This window comes from Tessaracoccus defluvii, from assembly GCF_014489575.1.
GTDB classification, from domain to species: domain Bacteria; phylum Actinomycetota; class Actinomycetes; order Propionibacteriales; family Propionibacteriaceae; genus Arachnia; species Arachnia defluvii.
In genome coordinates, this window is record NZ_CP060789.1 from 2,236,220 (window position 1) to 2,251,216 (window position 14,997).

The following is a 14,997-nucleotide window of genomic DNA, read 5'->3' on the forward strand; positions in this document are numbered from 1 at the left end:
CAGGCGAGGTGTGTCCCGCCGACGCGCCAGGCGCTCCCGGCTTCGTGTTCCCCCTTGTGACGCCACAGTTGCGAGAGGAGCATTTCTTTCAGCTGCGGACCGTCGTCGTTGTGGCGCAGACGCACCCACACAACGTCTCCGGCGAAGAGCAGGCCCGTCTGCCGGATCCGTCGCCCCAGGAGCGGCCCCTTGCGCACCTCCGCGAACGTCGCGCGTTGTTGCCACCCGGGGATCTCGCCACCGATGGCTCGTCGGCGGTCGTCGGTCCCCTCGGCGCACTCGACGAACAGCCGGAGCGCCGGCGCATCCCTCGGGCCCACCACGTGGACTTCGTCGGTCAGCTCCGCCGCGGCCCAGGAGATGGGGTGCTTCCCACGGGCGGAGATGCTCGTGACGATGAAGACGCACCCCTCGAGCGCCCGATCTCTGGCGAGGATCTTCTGGACCTCTCCTCGCTGTGTCACACGCTCCACGGTGGGCTCGGGGAGTTCGTAGCGCCTGTTGCCGTTGGGCAGCGGACGCTCAAACCTGTCATCGATGTTCAGCTCCACGACGTCGCCCGTTGTCGGAACCGAGGACATCACTTGCGCCAGTGCGGGCGCGGAGACGAACGTCAGTTTGTCCGTCAGGCGAAGCGCCGTGGGGAGCCCGTCGGCAGCTCGCGTGACGAGCGCCAGGCGCCACTCCTCGTCCTCGTCGAGCTGCGCCGATACGGCCGGCATCCGGTGAACGGGGATGTACTTCTCGTCGAAGATGCGCAGGCATCCGTTGAACATCGCCTCGTGCAGCGAGCGGACAGCCCCCTTGATGGACGAGCCAGGGATGCGAACCGTGCTGGTGCCAGGGTCCCACCACTCGTGCAGGGCATCGCCCGGAGGCAGCTGGAGTGGCGTTTTCAGCTCCCACTGGACCTCGATCCGTCCCGAGTAGAGGGCCCTGCCCTCCTCGTGGAACCAGTCGCCCTCCCTGGTGGTTGCCGGGCCCACGTGACCCCAGGCGCGGTTGCGGCGCACCTCAGCCGGGAATGGTGCGAAGTTGTACGGATTGACGAATCCCATGAGCTCCCCTGCCCTCAACTGCTCGAATCCTGCCAGTGGCGCGCCTCGCCACCCCCGCGACACACCCACCAACGCGACGGGCGGCCGGATGGCCGGCCACCCGTCCCCCATCGCGCCGGGGCTGTGCCCACCCCGTCATGACGGACGAGCCACGACCGGCCACCCGGGCGCACCCGCCCGGGCCCCCGGTGGCAGGATCAGCCCCAGGCCCAGAGAGGGGCCACAGGTCGAGGCTGGGGGCACGATGTCAATCCAATGGTCTGAGCTGAACGCGGAGCCCGAGGGGCCGGTCTTCATCTCCTATCGCCACAGTGGCGGCCGCGACATGGCCGACGTGCTCGCCGGCATTCTCCGCACGGGCGGCATCGTGCCGTGGTTCGATCAGTCCGATCTCGGCGGCGGGATCATCCGCCGACGGATCCACGAGGCGATGGAGGAGGGCATCTCAGCCGGGGTGCTCGTCGTGACGGACGGAATCGAGAAGAGCGACTTCATCCCCCAGGAGGAGTTGCCGCGCTTGTTGGCGCTGGACACGCGTGCCAAGCAGGAGGGAAGCGGCCCGTCCTCGGACTTCCGCCTCTACGTTCTCAACGCCCTCAGTCTGGCAAGGCAGCTGGCCAACTCCGACGGCGACAACGTGGATCCCGCGGCGCCTGACAAGCTCCTCCTGACCGGACGTCCTCGCCCGGTCAGGTTGTGGGGCCAGAGGCTGGACCAGCGCATGCAGTATGACATCGCCCACGTGCCGACCCTCCTCAGAGATCTCCTGGCGCGCCGCCTCGCCTCACGGCACACGCAGCTGGATGATCGCCAGGTCTCGGTCTGGATCCAGACACGGCCGGAGCCGCACGTCGACAGGTTCGCCCGGACGCGCATGAGCGCCATGCGTGACCTGTCGGTTCGCCTCCATCAGGACTCCTTGCTGGGGATCCCCAGCGAGCTCGACTACCGCTGCTTCCAGATCTCCTTGCCCATCCTGGCCGACGCCGTCTACGCCTCGGTCAACCCCCTCCGCACGGACATCGCAGGCTCGGCACTCACACCGAAGGTCACCATCGCCGGAGGCGGGCATCCCAGCGTCTGGTGGGCGGTCGGGGCTGCCCTGCCAGAGGCGCGCCACGCCCCGGGGTCCGTGGAGTGCGTGGACATCCGCTTCAGCGACACCGGAGAGCGTCTGGTGTGGCGCGAGGAGCTGATTGCGTCGGATCAGGTCAAGCACGAGGTTCGGCAAGGGGAGCCATTGCCGCGCAGTGATCGTTCAGACGCGCGCACCCACGATGGCCCAAGTCAGGTCGCCGTCCTCCTCAAGGGCACGTACGCCGATCTCTCCCTACTGGAGGACCTCCGCGACAGCCTCCCCCGCTGTGACCAGGCACTCGTCTGCGAGGTGACCAACATTGCAGACCCGACGTCCAAGTCCCACTTTCCGGCCGCCGAGGGCTACAGGCTCGCCAAGCAGTTCGCGACGATCCTGCGTTCGCTCCACAATGACAAGCACTACGAACTCCACGTGGCCACCACTCTCCCGGTCCCCCTGGTCCTCCTCATCGCCCGCCTGTGCAACACCATCCCCGTGACGTTCTACGAGCGGGCCACGCCCCGCGGCCTGCCTTCCTACTACGTCCCGGCGATCACAGTCGAGGCGGGGACGCCCATGGGCCCGATCACGCGGGTTCACTCGCAACGCTGGATGGAGGCTGTCGACACCGGCAGCACGACGCTGATCAACCTCACCCCGCACGACGTCACGCTCTTCGACGACGACGTGCCCGTGCGCACCTGGCCGGCGCCGGGGACGGCGGAGGACACCACAACGTGGGTGCGTCGCAACGACACCGTCGTCGTGGCTCCGCCCCTTCACATCGACGATGCCGAAGGGGGGATCGTCGCTCCCGTGAAGACCTACACCCCCGGCTCCCTGGTCAACGTTCCGCCGATCGTTCCAGGAACCACCTACATCGTGTCCCGGCTGAGCGCAGAAGCCTCCCACCGCAGCGACTTCGTTTTCCCCGCCGACGAGGTTCGCGACGAGGGCCGCATCATCGGCTGCCGCACCTTCGGCCGCTTCGCGCCCAGCCCCCACGTGGCGTCGATCCTCAGCCTCATGACCCGGGGGTCCGGCGGTGCTGCTGGGGCCGGGGCGCCTTGTAGAGCGCCCTCGGCCCCCTCGTCAGAGCCAGATCACGGCACGTCGTACCCGCAGTAGGAGCACTTGTAGGCGCTCGACGTGTCCCCCACCTTCTTGAACGTGGTGTGGCCCTTGGGACAGGTGGTGGCCACGGTGTAGTTGCCCTCCGGTGACCGCTTGGTCTCGACCTTGAACATCCGTGTTCTCCTTCTGTTGTGGATCCATCTGGTGGAGCGGACGCTCCGCCCGGGTGGGTGCAGCCCAGGCAACGCGCGGCTTGAGCCGCGCGTCCCCCAATGCCCGGGCTGCACCTGACTTCTCATGACGGACGGGACTGGAGGGCCGGAGAATCCGCGAAGTCGTCGGAGACGATCCCCAACCGGCGGCGGGCCTCCGTCTGCACCGCGGTCACAGCCGCCTGGGGTACCTGGCGCCTGAGAGCCGCAAACGTGAGCCGCGACTCCTCGGCGTCCCGCAGCCCGAGCGTCGCCTTCGTCCTCTCGACGATGCCCAGCGCCACCTCCTCCCCGGTCCGGACCGCCCTCTCGTTGTGATCCACCACCAGGCTGAACGCATCGGTCAGTCCCCCGCCGGTGGAGAGCGTGCAGGCCGCCGTCAGCCGGGGCAACCGGGTGAGGCTGCCGCCGGCCCATGAGCCCAGCCGCTCCAGCGATGACGCGGCCTCTCGGTGCCCCGTCCGGAACACCACCGCGTTGTTGGTCGACGACTGGAGCGCCTCCCTCAACGACGGCGTGAGCTGCTCCAGGTTCTGGTGCGCCGCCACCACCGCCACCCCGAACTTGCGCGCCTGCGTCAGCAGCCGCGGCAGCAGGCCGGAGGCGAAGAGGTGCGCCTCGTCGACGATGAGCAGGTGCGGGGTCGACGGGTCTGCCCGCTGCGCCAGCGCCTCCCAGTGCTTGGCCAGCCACATCTCGCCCAGGAGCTGGGCACCGAGATCGCCGACGACGGGGGCAGCGAGATCGACCAGCAGCGCTCCCCTGCGGTCCATGATGGTGGCGACGTCCACCGCGTCCAGCCCCGAGCCCAGGATGGCCCGCAGGTGCGGCGAGCCCAACAGCCGCTGGAACTTGGACGTGAACCAGGTGCTGGTCTCGGCGAACTCCTCCTCTCTGCCGCTGACCAGCGGCCACGCGTCGCGGCCGGCCGCCGGGTGGGAGCGCCGCATGGCAGCCACCAGGTTCTGCAGCCGCTGCCGATCCTCGACGATCTCCGGCAGGAGGGACATCGTGGCCCGTGGGCCGATCAGTGCGCGCTGGAGGTGCATGCACGCCGCGAACCAGCGCTCCCACACCGGGCCCATGAACCCCTGATTCGACGGGTCGTGCAGCTCGCGCAGCACGGTCACCATGACGTCGGCCATCAGCTCCGGGTTGCGGCCCGCGAACGGGTTGAGCGGCACCGGACGATCCAGATCCCCGCTGTGAACAGTCACCACGGCGTCCGCCTCCTCGGCCCGGGTCTCCCCGAGGATCCGCTCGACGAGGTGGCCGTGGGGGTCGATGACGCTCACGCCCAGGCCGTCGTGGCGTGCCTCCCGGACCAGCGCCGCCAGGAGGGACGACTTGCCCGAGCCCGTCGAACCCGTGAGCTGGGTGTGGAGGAGGAGATCCTCGCGGGTGACGCGCACGTCGCGCCATCCGCCGCCGGTGGCGCGCGCCCTCCCGAGCCGCAGACCGTCACGGCACAGCTGGTCGGCGATCGGCACCTCCTGGGCCACCGGCTCCCGAGTCGGGACCCCGCAGACTCCCGGCTGGACGCCGGCGGCGGCCACGACGGTGAGGCACTGCGCAGCTCCGAGCGGCAGGGCGGATAGGCACAGCTCCTGCGGCTGCCCCTCCCACGCTCGGCGGGTGGCCTCGGACTGCCCGTCCAGCTCGTTCAACCGGAGCCCCAGGCCCTGCGACATCAGCGCGGCCCGGAGCCGGGGGGAGAGGGGGCCGTGGTGCCCCACCAGCAGCCGAGCCGAGACCGGCGTGCCGAGATAGGCGGCGAACGTGGCGGGGTCGCGAGCCAGGGTGCTGCGGCGCGCCTCATGGACCGCCATCTGGGTTGAAATCTCCGATGCCGGAGCCAGATGCAGGCGGATCTCGCCCCTCGTCGCGCGGAGCGCCTTGAGAACCTCCAAGCCGGAGCGCAGCCCGGGGACCGGCCACACGTCGTTGCGCGGGTCCGCCTGGGGCGGAGACGCCGCGTCTGAATCCAGCTCGGCCCACACGTTGGGGAGCGGATGCCTCACCGCAGCCACCAGCTCGGTGACCATGGGGACGCCCACCGGCAGCGGGGCGTGGGACGGCACGACGTCGGCCACGTCTTCCCACACCCAGCCGACGAGGGCGTCCAGGTCCGGGCATTCACTGCGGCAGCACAGGGTGATCCGGACCTCCCCGTCGCCTGGGGAGGCCAACCGCAGCTCCAGCGAGTCGCCGGTGTCGAGGCCGGACGCGAGGGCAAGCAGGCGGTCCCCCGCCCGACGTGCGAAGAGATGGGGCTCGGGGGTTCGGAGCAGCGACGACACCAGCCAGGTGTGGACGGTCATGGGAATCCTCCTCGGGATCGCAGCGGAGCGGGACGCAGTAGCGCCCCTGCCCATACGTCCGAGGGCCCCGGGAGTTCGGGAAATCTCAGCTGCGGTGTACCTCCACGCCCGCGTCGGCGAGGAGCCGGATCACCTGACGGGCGATGTGCAGGTCGTACTCCTTGGCGCCGTCGGTCACCCGCACGCCGTCCGGGCCGTCCCAGGGCCGCATCCACGCGTGGTCGTTGGCGCCGTTGCGGCGTTGGTGGATGGCCCACCGCCGATGCTCGAGCTCGGCGAGGCGCGCCTGTTCGGCGTCGGTGAGCGCGAGGACGGTGGGATCCTCGGAGGCACGCCAGTCCAAGCCCACCGCTGCGTGAGACACGGCCGCCCCCGGCAGGACCGCGCGATTGGAAGCTCGGTAGAACTCGGTGACGCTGTCCCACATCTCGTAGGCCAGCGACGACCCCGTGGCGTTGCCGGTCTGGGCGCTGATGTCCTGATACGCAAGGTGCACCAGCGGCGCCAGCAGCTCGACGTGCTCGTGCGTGAGGAGCGGAGCGTAGCCGTCAGGCCGCCGGCATCGCAGCCCGGCGCGGCCCAACAGGGCGGGCAGCCGCGCGGCCAGTTCCAGCGCCGTCAGACGCGTCCCGTCGGTGGCTGGAGCACCAACGGCCCGCAGAATCACAGCCGCCATGGCGGTCAGCTCGGCCGGGGTGAGGATGACCGGCTCGGCCTCCTCCCCGATCACGAGGTGCCCGGCCTGGAGCAGCTCCGGTTGGGCCGCCACCAGGGCCTCGATCTGCCTCCTCAACCGCGTCGGCTCGTCGACGGGTGCGAAGACGGGCTCCATCGGGCGCGTCACGGCCGGTTCCGGAGCAGCCACCCAGGTGCAGTCCTCCAGGAGCCTTTCCATCAGGAGCGACTCGGCGTCGGTGCGCATGTGGACCGCCGCAGCCCTCGCCGCAGCGGTCGAGAACACCTCCACCCCGGGCAGCGGCGGCCATACCTCCGCGTCCGGAACCACCACGGCCACGCGGGCCGTCGAGAAGCGGGCAGCCACGGCGGCCGCGATGCCCACCGCCTCGACAGGCTCCCCCAGAGCGACGATGACGGCCGGCCCGGCTGGGGTGGCGTGCTTCTTCGGCGGTGCCGCCCATTCTGCGAGCAGTGCACGGATCCGGTGCACGACGGGCATCGGCCGGGGCGGAAGCTCGGACCACAGCAGCCGCACGTGGGGGCCCGAGGCCTCGTCGGCCTCCTGCGCCCAGGCGGCCTGCGCACCGAGGCAGTGCACCGTGAACGGCTGACCGGGCTCGGACCATCCGTCCGCCAGGGCCGTGACGATGTGCGTGGCCAGCGGTCCGTCACCCACCACGATCGGCGGTGGGGAAACGCACCCGAGGGGGCTCGGCGGGCAGGCCTGGGTCACCTGTCCCGCCAGCACCGGAAGCCACGCCACGGCACGGACTCCCTCCAGGTCCCGGAAGACGGCGGCGATCTCCGGCTCGGCGAACACCGCGACGACGGGGAGATCCGGCCGGTCCCGCCGCGTGTCGGCGAGCTCCTGGACGGTCTCAAGGTCGGTGGCGCCGGCCACAAGAAGGGGCTCGGGCGCAGTCGTTGGCTCAGGCGGGTGGGTCACGGAGACTCCTCTTCTGGTCTGGCAGGCTAAGTCTCGCACCGGACGGGTGTCGGGCGAGGGGCAGAGCGGGGGTGCGGGTGATGGCTGAACGTCAGGTGGTGCAGATCGTCGGCGACGGTGTGACCGGCCGCTGGGTGACCTGGCGGTGGGGCGGTCAGGGGCGCACCGGCGGTGTCGGGGAGGTGCCCGAGGCCGCGCGCGTCACGGACCGGCTACGCGCCGCGCTCGTTGTGGACGGCGCCCTCACGGATCGGGCGGCCGAATCGGAGCTCATGACCGACCTCGGCATGGCGCTCCTCCCGGCCCCGCTGCGCGAACAACTTCTCGGCGCGGCCCACACCGGCCAACACGTCGAGGTTCGAGTGGCCCCTTCGCCTAGTGCGGCCGCGGTGCCGTGGGGCCTGCTGGTCCTCAGCGAGCGCGGAACCCGGCTGCTGGACGTCGCCGACGTGTCGTGGATCGCACCGCTGCTTCCCCGCGACGTCTCGGAGCCCGCCGGCCGCGCCTCCTGGGCAGACGCCCGCAGCCTGCCCTCGCTGCACATCCTCGATCCGGCTCAGGACACGATGGGGCGCGTGTTGGAGCCGGGCCGGCCGGTCGCGGTGGCCGGGCAGGTCGGCGGCGCCGTCGTCCGGGGGACCCGGTTCGGGGCGGTCGACCTGGCGGAGGCGCTGGCCGGCGGGCTCTCGAGGTTGTTCCTGCTGGGCCACTGCGTCACCAGCCGCACCGCCGCCAGCACCGGATTCGTCCTGTCGGACTCCGACGGCGCCTGGCCGGTGCCGCTGGACGCCGCCACTCTCCTCCGTGCGCCGGAAAGGTGGCCCATGCCTCCTCGGGTGGCCGTCGTGGCCTGCGCATCGGGAGTCGACATGGCCGACCACGAGCCGTTCGGCCTGGCCACGGCTCTCCTCCACGCGGGGGCGGAGGCGGTGCAGGCCACGCTGTGGACGCTGCCCACGGACCAGGGTCTGCGCCGGGCCGACCCGGCCAGCGGGCCGGCGTTTACACGCCTGGCCGAGGCGATCGACCGGGCGCAGCTCGCTGACGATCCCGTCCAGGCGCTCTGCTCATGGCAGCGCGGGCGCCTCGCGGAGTGGCGACGTCCGCCGTCGCCGGGCACCTCACCTCTGGAGACCTCACCCCTGGTGTGGGGGTCGGCCATGACCATGACGGCGCCGTCGCGGAGACTCGGTCAGCAGAACCGGCACTCTCCCCCGCTGCCCATCGACGACACGCCGCCGTCGATGTAGTGCAGCCGCGGGACGGGCAGGAGCGGGATGTCGGCCTCGCCGGCGTCGCGGAGGTGTGGTGCCACGATGCCCGCCGTGCGCGAGAAGACGATGAGATCCGAGGCCACCGTCGTGTCGCCGCACGTGAACGCCAGCTCGATGGCGAAATCCATGGACGGGCCGATCTCAGCCGCCGTCCAGGTATCGCGGTGGCGCCTGGTCTGCATGAGGAATCTGACCCCATCCAGCTCCTGCACCCCCAGGAGAGCATGGTCCAGGGCCTCCTTCATCCGCCCGTAGGCGTGGAGTGTCCGCGCCAACTCCATGCGTCCGCGCGCGAGCCACAGCCCCATCCCCTCCAGCCGCCCGAGGGCGGTCAACGCTCTGCGGAGCGCCCTCTCGGAGTGCAGGAGGAACGGCCCACCGCGACACTCGCGCAGCGCCGCCCCCGCCTCGACATAGGCGATGGCCTGGGCGCGGGCCTCGTCGGGGTCTCCGTCCAGGCATTCGATCTGCGCGATGAGCCACGACGCCGCCTCGATCGTGCGCGTCCCCCTGTGCGTGGCGAAGTCGTCGAGGATGAGGCGCACACGCTCGACGTCACGGGAGCGGGCCGGGTCCACGAGCGCCTGGAGCCTGCTGCGGCTGCTGGAGCGCGACAGGAGGGCCACAGGGGATGACCCCTGGCCGGCATCCGTGCCGAGCGTGAAGGGGCTTGCCCTGGGTGGCACCGGCGCATGAGGCCGGCTGTGGGAGTGGTCCGTGACCCCGTCGTCGCCGGTCCTGATCCGCGACAATTCGCCGCGCGCCTCGGCCACCTGCCCCCACGCGGCCAGGCATTCGGCCCGGAGCCGGTACAGCAGGCGCTCTTCTGCACCAAGGCCGGTGCACGCCGCGAGATCGCGTCGGACCTGCTTGAGAAGCGCCCAGGCCTCGGCGATCCTGCCGCGGGCCACCCGGTTCTCCGCCAGGACGAGCCCGTGCCCGATCCGGAGGCGGCGCTGGTTGCCCCCGGCCCACGCCGCCAGATCCTCCTCGAGGAGGCGCCCCGCCTGCCGTGCCTCCGCCGCCCGGGTGAGAGCCAGCCCCAGCAGGACGCGCGGCCAGGAGGCGTCGGTGTGTCCGGGCGTTCGCTCGGTCTCGGCCACCGCGTTGCACAATGCCGAGACGGCGCCGTCGACGTCGCCACGTTCGAGCAGCGCCCGCCCCGTCACGCTCCACGCCCTCGCCGCCAGCCGCGGGTCATCGTCGTGGCGCCAGCGCTCGGCCAGCCCGATCGCGCTCGACGGATCGTGCGCCTCCACGGCGCACGCCGCCACCTCCAGCGTGACGGACGCGGCGAGACGCTCGTCCGTGGTAAGCCGCGGCAGTCGAATCAGCCTGGCGGCGTGCCCGGCCGACTCGAGTGCGGCGAACGGCTCGCCGCGGTGCCGCCGCACCCGGGCCAGGAGCCTGAATGCCTCCACCCGGTGCGACAGGCCGCCGTCGTGCCCCGCGGCGAGCTGCAGCTGATGCGCCAGCGCGAGCGCCGCGTCGAGCTCGCCATCCCGGTCCGCCACCAGTACCTCGACGCTCGTGACCGGCGCCACGCGGGTCACAAGCCGGGTCGCCAGGCAGCCAGCTCGGCCAGGTACGGCCGGGCCGCGTCGAGCACCAGCTCGTCGCCGAGCACGGGCACACCCTCGTACGTGTCGCGGCGGGACCGCACCACGGCGTCGATCCAAGCGCAGGTGCGTCGGATGGAGGCCTGGTCGCGGAACGACCCCGGGGCCCGGTCACCGTGGACGTGGACGGACACCTCCTCGGGCAGGAAGGGCAGGGTTGCCTCGCCGCGGTACCGGTGCCCGTCCCGGCGGAGGTGCGCCGTCACGAGCTCTCCATCGGCGACGACGGTGGCCAGCAGCCGGTCCACCGGCGAGTTCCCCACCGGGACAACCACCTTGATGCTAATCCGCTCATCCGCGACTTCGACCTGCCAGGACACGTTGGGCATGTCCGGCGCCACCGAGCGTGCAGGCACCAGCAGTGGGTCGACGGTGGCACGGCCGCCGCCCTCAGTCCCCTCGCCGGCTGCGACGGCCAGCTCGGGTTCGGGATGGGCCGGCAGCCACTCCTCGTTGCGAAGATCGCTCACGAGCCGATCCTGCTCCCGCAGAGCGTCCCGGACGGCCTCCACGGTGCGGAGCTGGGCGTCTTCGGGCTGCGTGGACACGTAGGCGTCACAGGCCTGCCGCACGACATGGTCGGCGAGGACCCGCCGCCAGCCGGTCCACGCCCGGACCCGCTCCTGGACGGCCCGCAGAGTTGGAGCCGAACCCTGAAGGAGCCGAGCGGCCTCCGAGGTGGATCCGAGCGTCGACGCCTGCCCCCAGGCCTCGGTGCCCACCTCGAGGCGGAGCAGGCCCTCGTCGAGGGGGTATCGCTGGTCCTCGCTGCCGGGATGCCAGCGCAGCAGCCAGCGCCCGAACGCGTAGCGGCTGAGCGGCAGGGTCTCCTCCCACGGATCGGCCTCCACCCGGCCTGCCCCCGCGCGGACATCGGCAACCGCCGGAGCGGTGAGGAGGCTGGGAAGCCACGGCGCGTCGGCCGTTTTGGCGCGGATGGCCGGAGGCGAGGCGAGCCGCCCCGGGTCCCAGGTCACCTCGCCGTCGGGCAGCTGCACGGTGGCGAGGACCTCGGGTACGTCATCGTGAGAGTCGAGCCAGCTCGGGCGCAGTTCGATCAGGCCGCCCTGGCGTCCGACGGCGTACTCGGGCTCATCTGAGCCGTCGGGGCCCCTGACGGCAAGGACGCGGTTGAGCAGGGCGCGGTTGAGCCTGCCCGTCTCGTCGTTCGAGCTCGCGGCCAGGTACCAGCCCGTTCCGGGCGCGACGTGGGTGACGAAGCCCTGGAGCTGAGCCCATTGGTCGTCGGAGTCGAGGAACTGCCTGGCGCGTTCTGCGTTGAAACCGCCCTCGACCTCCCTGGCGAGCCGCTCGGCATCCGCGGAGCCGGCCAGGAGTAGGAGGAGAGAGAGGTCGTCGGGGGAGATGTCATCTGATTGCATGGTGGAACCTCAGACTGGCCGGTGGTGTTCGGGGCATCGGACGATGCATCGGAACCGCGGCGGTGAATAGTGCTGGTGGGGGACGTGGGAGGCATAGAGCGCCTCGGCTCGGTGCAGGCCGGTCAGGACCTGGGCATCGCTGCGCTGCTCCAGGGTGGTGGCGAGATCCCTCCGCGCCGTTTGCAAGTACAGGCCGAGGTCGATGCGCCAGTCGTGATTCCGCCGCTCCAGGAGCGGACCGGCCTTCTGCAGCAGCTTCCTCGTGGCGGTGACGAGGCCGTGACCGTCCACGTACGCGACGTCGTAGAGGGTGCTCATCACCTCGCGCTCGATCACCGCATCCCCGATGGGGGCCAGAACAACGAAGAGGTAGACGGCCTCCCGGATGCGGTTGGCCACGATCTCCAGCGCCTCCGACACCCGTCCCGGTTTCACATCCAATGAAGCCGCCAGGGCGCCTTTCCATTGATCAGGCAGCTTGGCCGCCAACTCGACGTCCTGCTGTGACAAGGAATCGAGCCCGAGATCCAGCTCGAGGAAGAATCGCGCCACCGTCGCTGCGATCTCGCTCATGCGCGGCTGCGCGGCGCGGCTTGCGACCACGTCAAGCGCGCGAGTGGCCACCAAGCTGAGCACTGACGGCGCCATGGCGGACAGGTAGTTGTCCACCGCTCGATGGTCGCTCGTGCTGATCGTGGAGTCACTGAGAGGCACGAACCGAGCGGTCCTTGGTGCTCGTGCTGGAGCGGGGTCAAAGTCCGCCTCTCCGCCTGCGCCCTCGGGTGCCGGCACGGTTTGAGCTCGTGCGATGTCGCTCGCGGCAGTGTTCACAGCTGTGCGAAGGTACTGCGGTCCGGTCACCCATGGCCGCGCAGTTCCACCGGCCCGCCACTCTTTGTTCATCACGTTCATGATCTTCAGAGCGGCGATCCCGAGGGCCTCCTCAAACCGGTCTCTCCGCCAAGGGGTCGTGATCTGTCCGATGCGTTCGCGTTCGACCTCAACGTTCGCGGCCAGCTGCTCAGTGAGCTCTCGGTACTCGTCCTCGCTCACCGGGCGGCTGGCCTTCAGTGAGGCCACCGCTTCTTCCGTGAACCGTTCGTACTGCACGGCGCCCCTCCCCTTCGCACTGAGCGTCATCCTAGGATCACGCGGGAGTGTTGGGAGGGGCGCCCAGTGGATTGTGCGGTCAGGCGACCAAGAGCCCCCTGTGACCCGTGGGCTCGGCGTCGTCCTCCTCCAGTGACACAGGGGCGGGCTCGTGGGGTGCGCGGACCAGCGGGGCGGCGTCTGGGGCGCCCACAGCGCGCGCGATGGCGTCGCGGGCATAGCCCTTGAGGCTCTTCTCCCGGGCGTCCACCCTGCCCAGTGCATGGTCGAGGGTCTCGGTCATCCGCTCCGTCCGGCTGTCTCTGGACCCCAGCCGCTCCTCGATCGCCACCAGCTGTGAGCCCAGCTCGGTCAGCCGCTCAAGCGCCTCCGCCCGGGCCTTGGCATGGCGCTTGAGTTCCTGGCGCGCCGGCACGAAGAGCTTCAACGCCGACGAGTAGACGACCACGGCGGACAGGACGAACAGGGCTAGCATGAAGACGATGGCCGGCGTCTCGTCCTCTACCGTGACGGGCGCACCGGCGAAGCCCGATGTGTCCGCACCTCCACCCACCAGCCCTTCGGAGAGCCGGAGGTACGCGAGACAGACGCCCAGCGCGAGGACGGCGCCGAGGGTGCCCCAGCTGAGGCGGCGCTGCCCGAGGTTGCGGTTGATCGCTGCCGAGGTGGCGCCCTCCGCGACACCCACGCCGACGATGACCAGCAGGATGCTGGTGACAGTGGGGTTGAGGTCGAAGAGCCGCCCGAACACGGATGCCGCCAGGAGTGCGTCGATGGCCAGGCCGCCGAGGGCGGCCAGGTACATGATCGGGAGGTACCAGGGCACATGGAGGCCGGGGGCGTGGGGTGCCGCGTGGCTGTCTCCCGGGTTGTGGCCCGCCGGGCCGCGCTCGCTCCCGGCGTCGATTCCGAGGGTGGTGACTGTGGTGGTCATGATGATCTCCTGGTTCAGGCGGTGGTGGTGGGGGTGGGGATGTCGCGACGGGGCTGCTGGCCGGTGAGCTTGACGTACGCCCTGTCGTAGCCCTGCGTGTGCTCGCTGTAGACCGCGCGCCACGCCGCGAGCTCTGCGCGGACCCGGCTCTCGGCCGCCCTGGCCTGCTCCACAAGGAACTGCTCCACATTGAGGGCCTGGGTGTGTGAGTCTCGGACAATCTGCCGGAGCTCGTCCATCTCGTCGTGGATCGGGCGGTCGACCAGGTCCGGGACAAGGCCGTCGAGGTCTCCGCTGGCGGCGTGCGCCGCGATCAGCCGCTCGACCCACTCCCGCTGCTGGTCGGCCGGCGGCAGCTCCCAGGCAGGCAGCGGCGGGGCGAAGGAGCTCCAGTCCTTCAGGTGAACGAAGTGGTCGTCGTGGACGGTGTGATCGGCCAGGTTGACCCGGCTGGGGCCGCTGAGGGTGCGCGGTTGAGGGGTGGCGGGCTGCCGGGTGAGCCGCCGGCGGAGCCTGTCGAGGAAGGTCATGGTGGATCCTTTCTGTGGTGAATGTCAGGCTGCGGAGGCAGCAGCGGAGATGGCCCCGGAAGGCCGCGGGACGTCGCCCAGTTCGGCGCCGAGCCAGGCGGGGGCGGGCATGGCGGGAGCGGTGAGCCTCTGGCCCTCGCGGCGGCGCTCCATGGCCCGGGTGTAGGTGCCCGCCCGCCGCTGGTAGTGGGCCTGCAGCAGCCGACCGCGCTGCTGCAGGAGGGTCCAGTGGCTGCGGCGCTCCTGCTCCAGCACCGCGATCCGTTGCACCACGGCCCGGCGCCGCGCCTCGGCGCCCGAGGTGTCGGAGGTCAGCCGTGCGCGCCGGCCGGCCTGCTCCCACCGTCGGCGGGCGAGTCTCTCGGCCGGGGTGCTGTACCGCTCCCCGACGCCGAGAATCGCATCGTCGGGTTCGGGCTCGGGGGCACTGTGCCTCGCGTCCAACTGCGCCAGGAGCAGGCCCAGGCTGGCGGCCTCGGACTCCAACTCCGCCCGCTCACCGTCGATGACCGCGACGAGTGCCTCTGCGCGGGTCCGGCCGGCGGCCAGGGCGGTGGCGTACTCCGCCTCGAGGCGCTGCAGCCAGGGCGAGGTGACCGGGGCCGCGTCGCGCTCCGACTCCGCGTTCGGGTCGGTGGACCTGTCCCGCCATCCCGCCCAGGCGTCCCGGGCCCGGAGCCACAGTCCGTAGCGGAGAGGGCGGTCCGGCACCAGGAGGAACGCGTGGAACGCGCGTGGCAGGTGGGCGTGGTCAGGGGACAGGGTGAGGGACTTCATGGCT

General features: G+C 71.1%; 11 protein-coding genes. 2 read left to right on the top strand and 9 right to left on the bottom strand.

All coding sequences use genetic code 11. The features are described 5' to 3' along the window. Nucleotides 1–1,302: 1,302 nt before the first annotated feature. The gene (locus H9L22_RS10765; protein WP_187719918.1) at nucleotides 1,303–3,264 is read left to right on the top strand and encodes a toll/interleukin-1 receptor domain-containing protein; all 1,962 of its coding nucleotides are present in this window, start codon (nucleotides 1,303–1,305) and stop codon (nucleotides 3,262–3,264) included. Here the strand turns inward: H9L22_RS10765 and H9L22_RS10770 are convergent. The 3 genes from H9L22_RS10770 to H9L22_RS10780 all read right to left on the bottom strand — a co-directional run bounded on the left by H9L22_RS10770 (nucleotide 3,240) and on the right by H9L22_RS10780 (nucleotide 7,367). Next, on the bottom strand, nucleotides 3,240–3,383 hold the full coding sequence (locus H9L22_RS10770; RefSeq protein ID WP_187719919.1) for a hypothetical protein: 144 nt from the start codon (nucleotides 3,381–3,383) through the stop codon (nucleotides 3,240–3,242). The two genes, H9L22_RS10765 and H9L22_RS10770, sit on opposite strands and share 25 nt — an antisense overlap. Before the next feature lie 122 nt (nucleotides 3,384–3,505). Continuing rightward, on the bottom strand, nucleotides 3,506–5,743 hold the full coding sequence (locus tag H9L22_RS10775) for a type IV secretory system conjugative DNA transfer family protein (RefSeq protein ID WP_187719920.1): 2,238 nt from the start codon (nucleotides 5,741–5,743) through the stop codon (nucleotides 3,506–3,508). Nucleotides 5,744–5,828: 85 nt separating this feature from the next. After that, the gene (locus H9L22_RS10780; RefSeq protein ID WP_187719921.1) at nucleotides 5,829–7,367 is read right to left on the bottom strand and encodes a hypothetical protein; all 1,539 of its coding nucleotides are present in this window, start codon (nucleotides 7,365–7,367) and stop codon (nucleotides 5,829–5,831) included. A gap of 80 nt (nucleotides 7,368–7,447) precedes the next feature. On the opposite strand from H9L22_RS10780, the gene H9L22_RS10785 reads away from it, so the two are divergent. Further along, nucleotides 7,448–8,617 (top strand): CHAT domain-containing protein, encoded by a 1,170-nt coding sequence (locus H9L22_RS10785; protein ID WP_187719922.1) that lies wholly within the window; start codon nucleotides 7,448–7,450, stop codon nucleotides 8,615–8,617. Here H9L22_RS10785 and H9L22_RS10790 read toward each other — a convergent pair. The 6 genes from H9L22_RS10790 to H9L22_RS10815 all read right to left on the bottom strand — a co-directional run bounded on the left by H9L22_RS10790 (nucleotide 8,560) and on the right by H9L22_RS10815 (nucleotide 14,993). Further along, on the bottom strand, nucleotides 8,560–10,185 hold the full coding sequence (locus H9L22_RS10790) for a hypothetical protein (protein ID WP_187719923.1): 1,626 nt from the start codon (nucleotides 10,183–10,185) through the stop codon (nucleotides 8,560–8,562). The two genes, H9L22_RS10785 and H9L22_RS10790, sit on opposite strands and share 58 nt — an antisense overlap. 5 nt (nucleotides 10,186–10,190) lie before the next feature. Beyond that, on the bottom strand, nucleotides 10,191–11,642 hold the full coding sequence (locus H9L22_RS10795; protein ID WP_187719924.1) for a hypothetical protein: 1,452 nt from the start codon (nucleotides 11,640–11,642) through the stop codon (nucleotides 10,191–10,193). Nucleotides 11,643–11,651: 9 nt separating this feature from the next. Further along, complete coding sequence (locus H9L22_RS10800) at nucleotides 11,652–12,752, bottom strand: hypothetical protein (protein WP_187719925.1); 1,101 nt, start codon at nucleotides 12,750–12,752, stop codon at nucleotides 11,652–11,654. Nucleotides 12,753–12,831: 79 nt separating this feature from the next. After that, the gene (locus tag H9L22_RS10805) at nucleotides 12,832–13,686 is read right to left on the bottom strand and encodes a hypothetical protein (protein WP_187719926.1); all 855 of its coding nucleotides are present in this window, start codon (nucleotides 13,684–13,686) and stop codon (nucleotides 12,832–12,834) included. A 14-nt stretch (nucleotides 13,687–13,700) separates the two neighbouring features. Further along, entirely contained in the window at nucleotides 13,701–14,216 is a 516-nt protein-coding gene (locus H9L22_RS10810) for a hypothetical protein (protein ID WP_187719927.1), read from the bottom strand. A gap of 24 nt (nucleotides 14,217–14,240) precedes the next feature. Continuing rightward, the gene (locus H9L22_RS10815) at nucleotides 14,241–14,993 is read right to left on the bottom strand and encodes a hypothetical protein (RefSeq protein WP_187719928.1); all 753 of its coding nucleotides are present in this window, start codon (nucleotides 14,991–14,993) and stop codon (nucleotides 14,241–14,243) included. Nucleotides 14,994–14,997 lie beyond the last annotated feature (4 nt).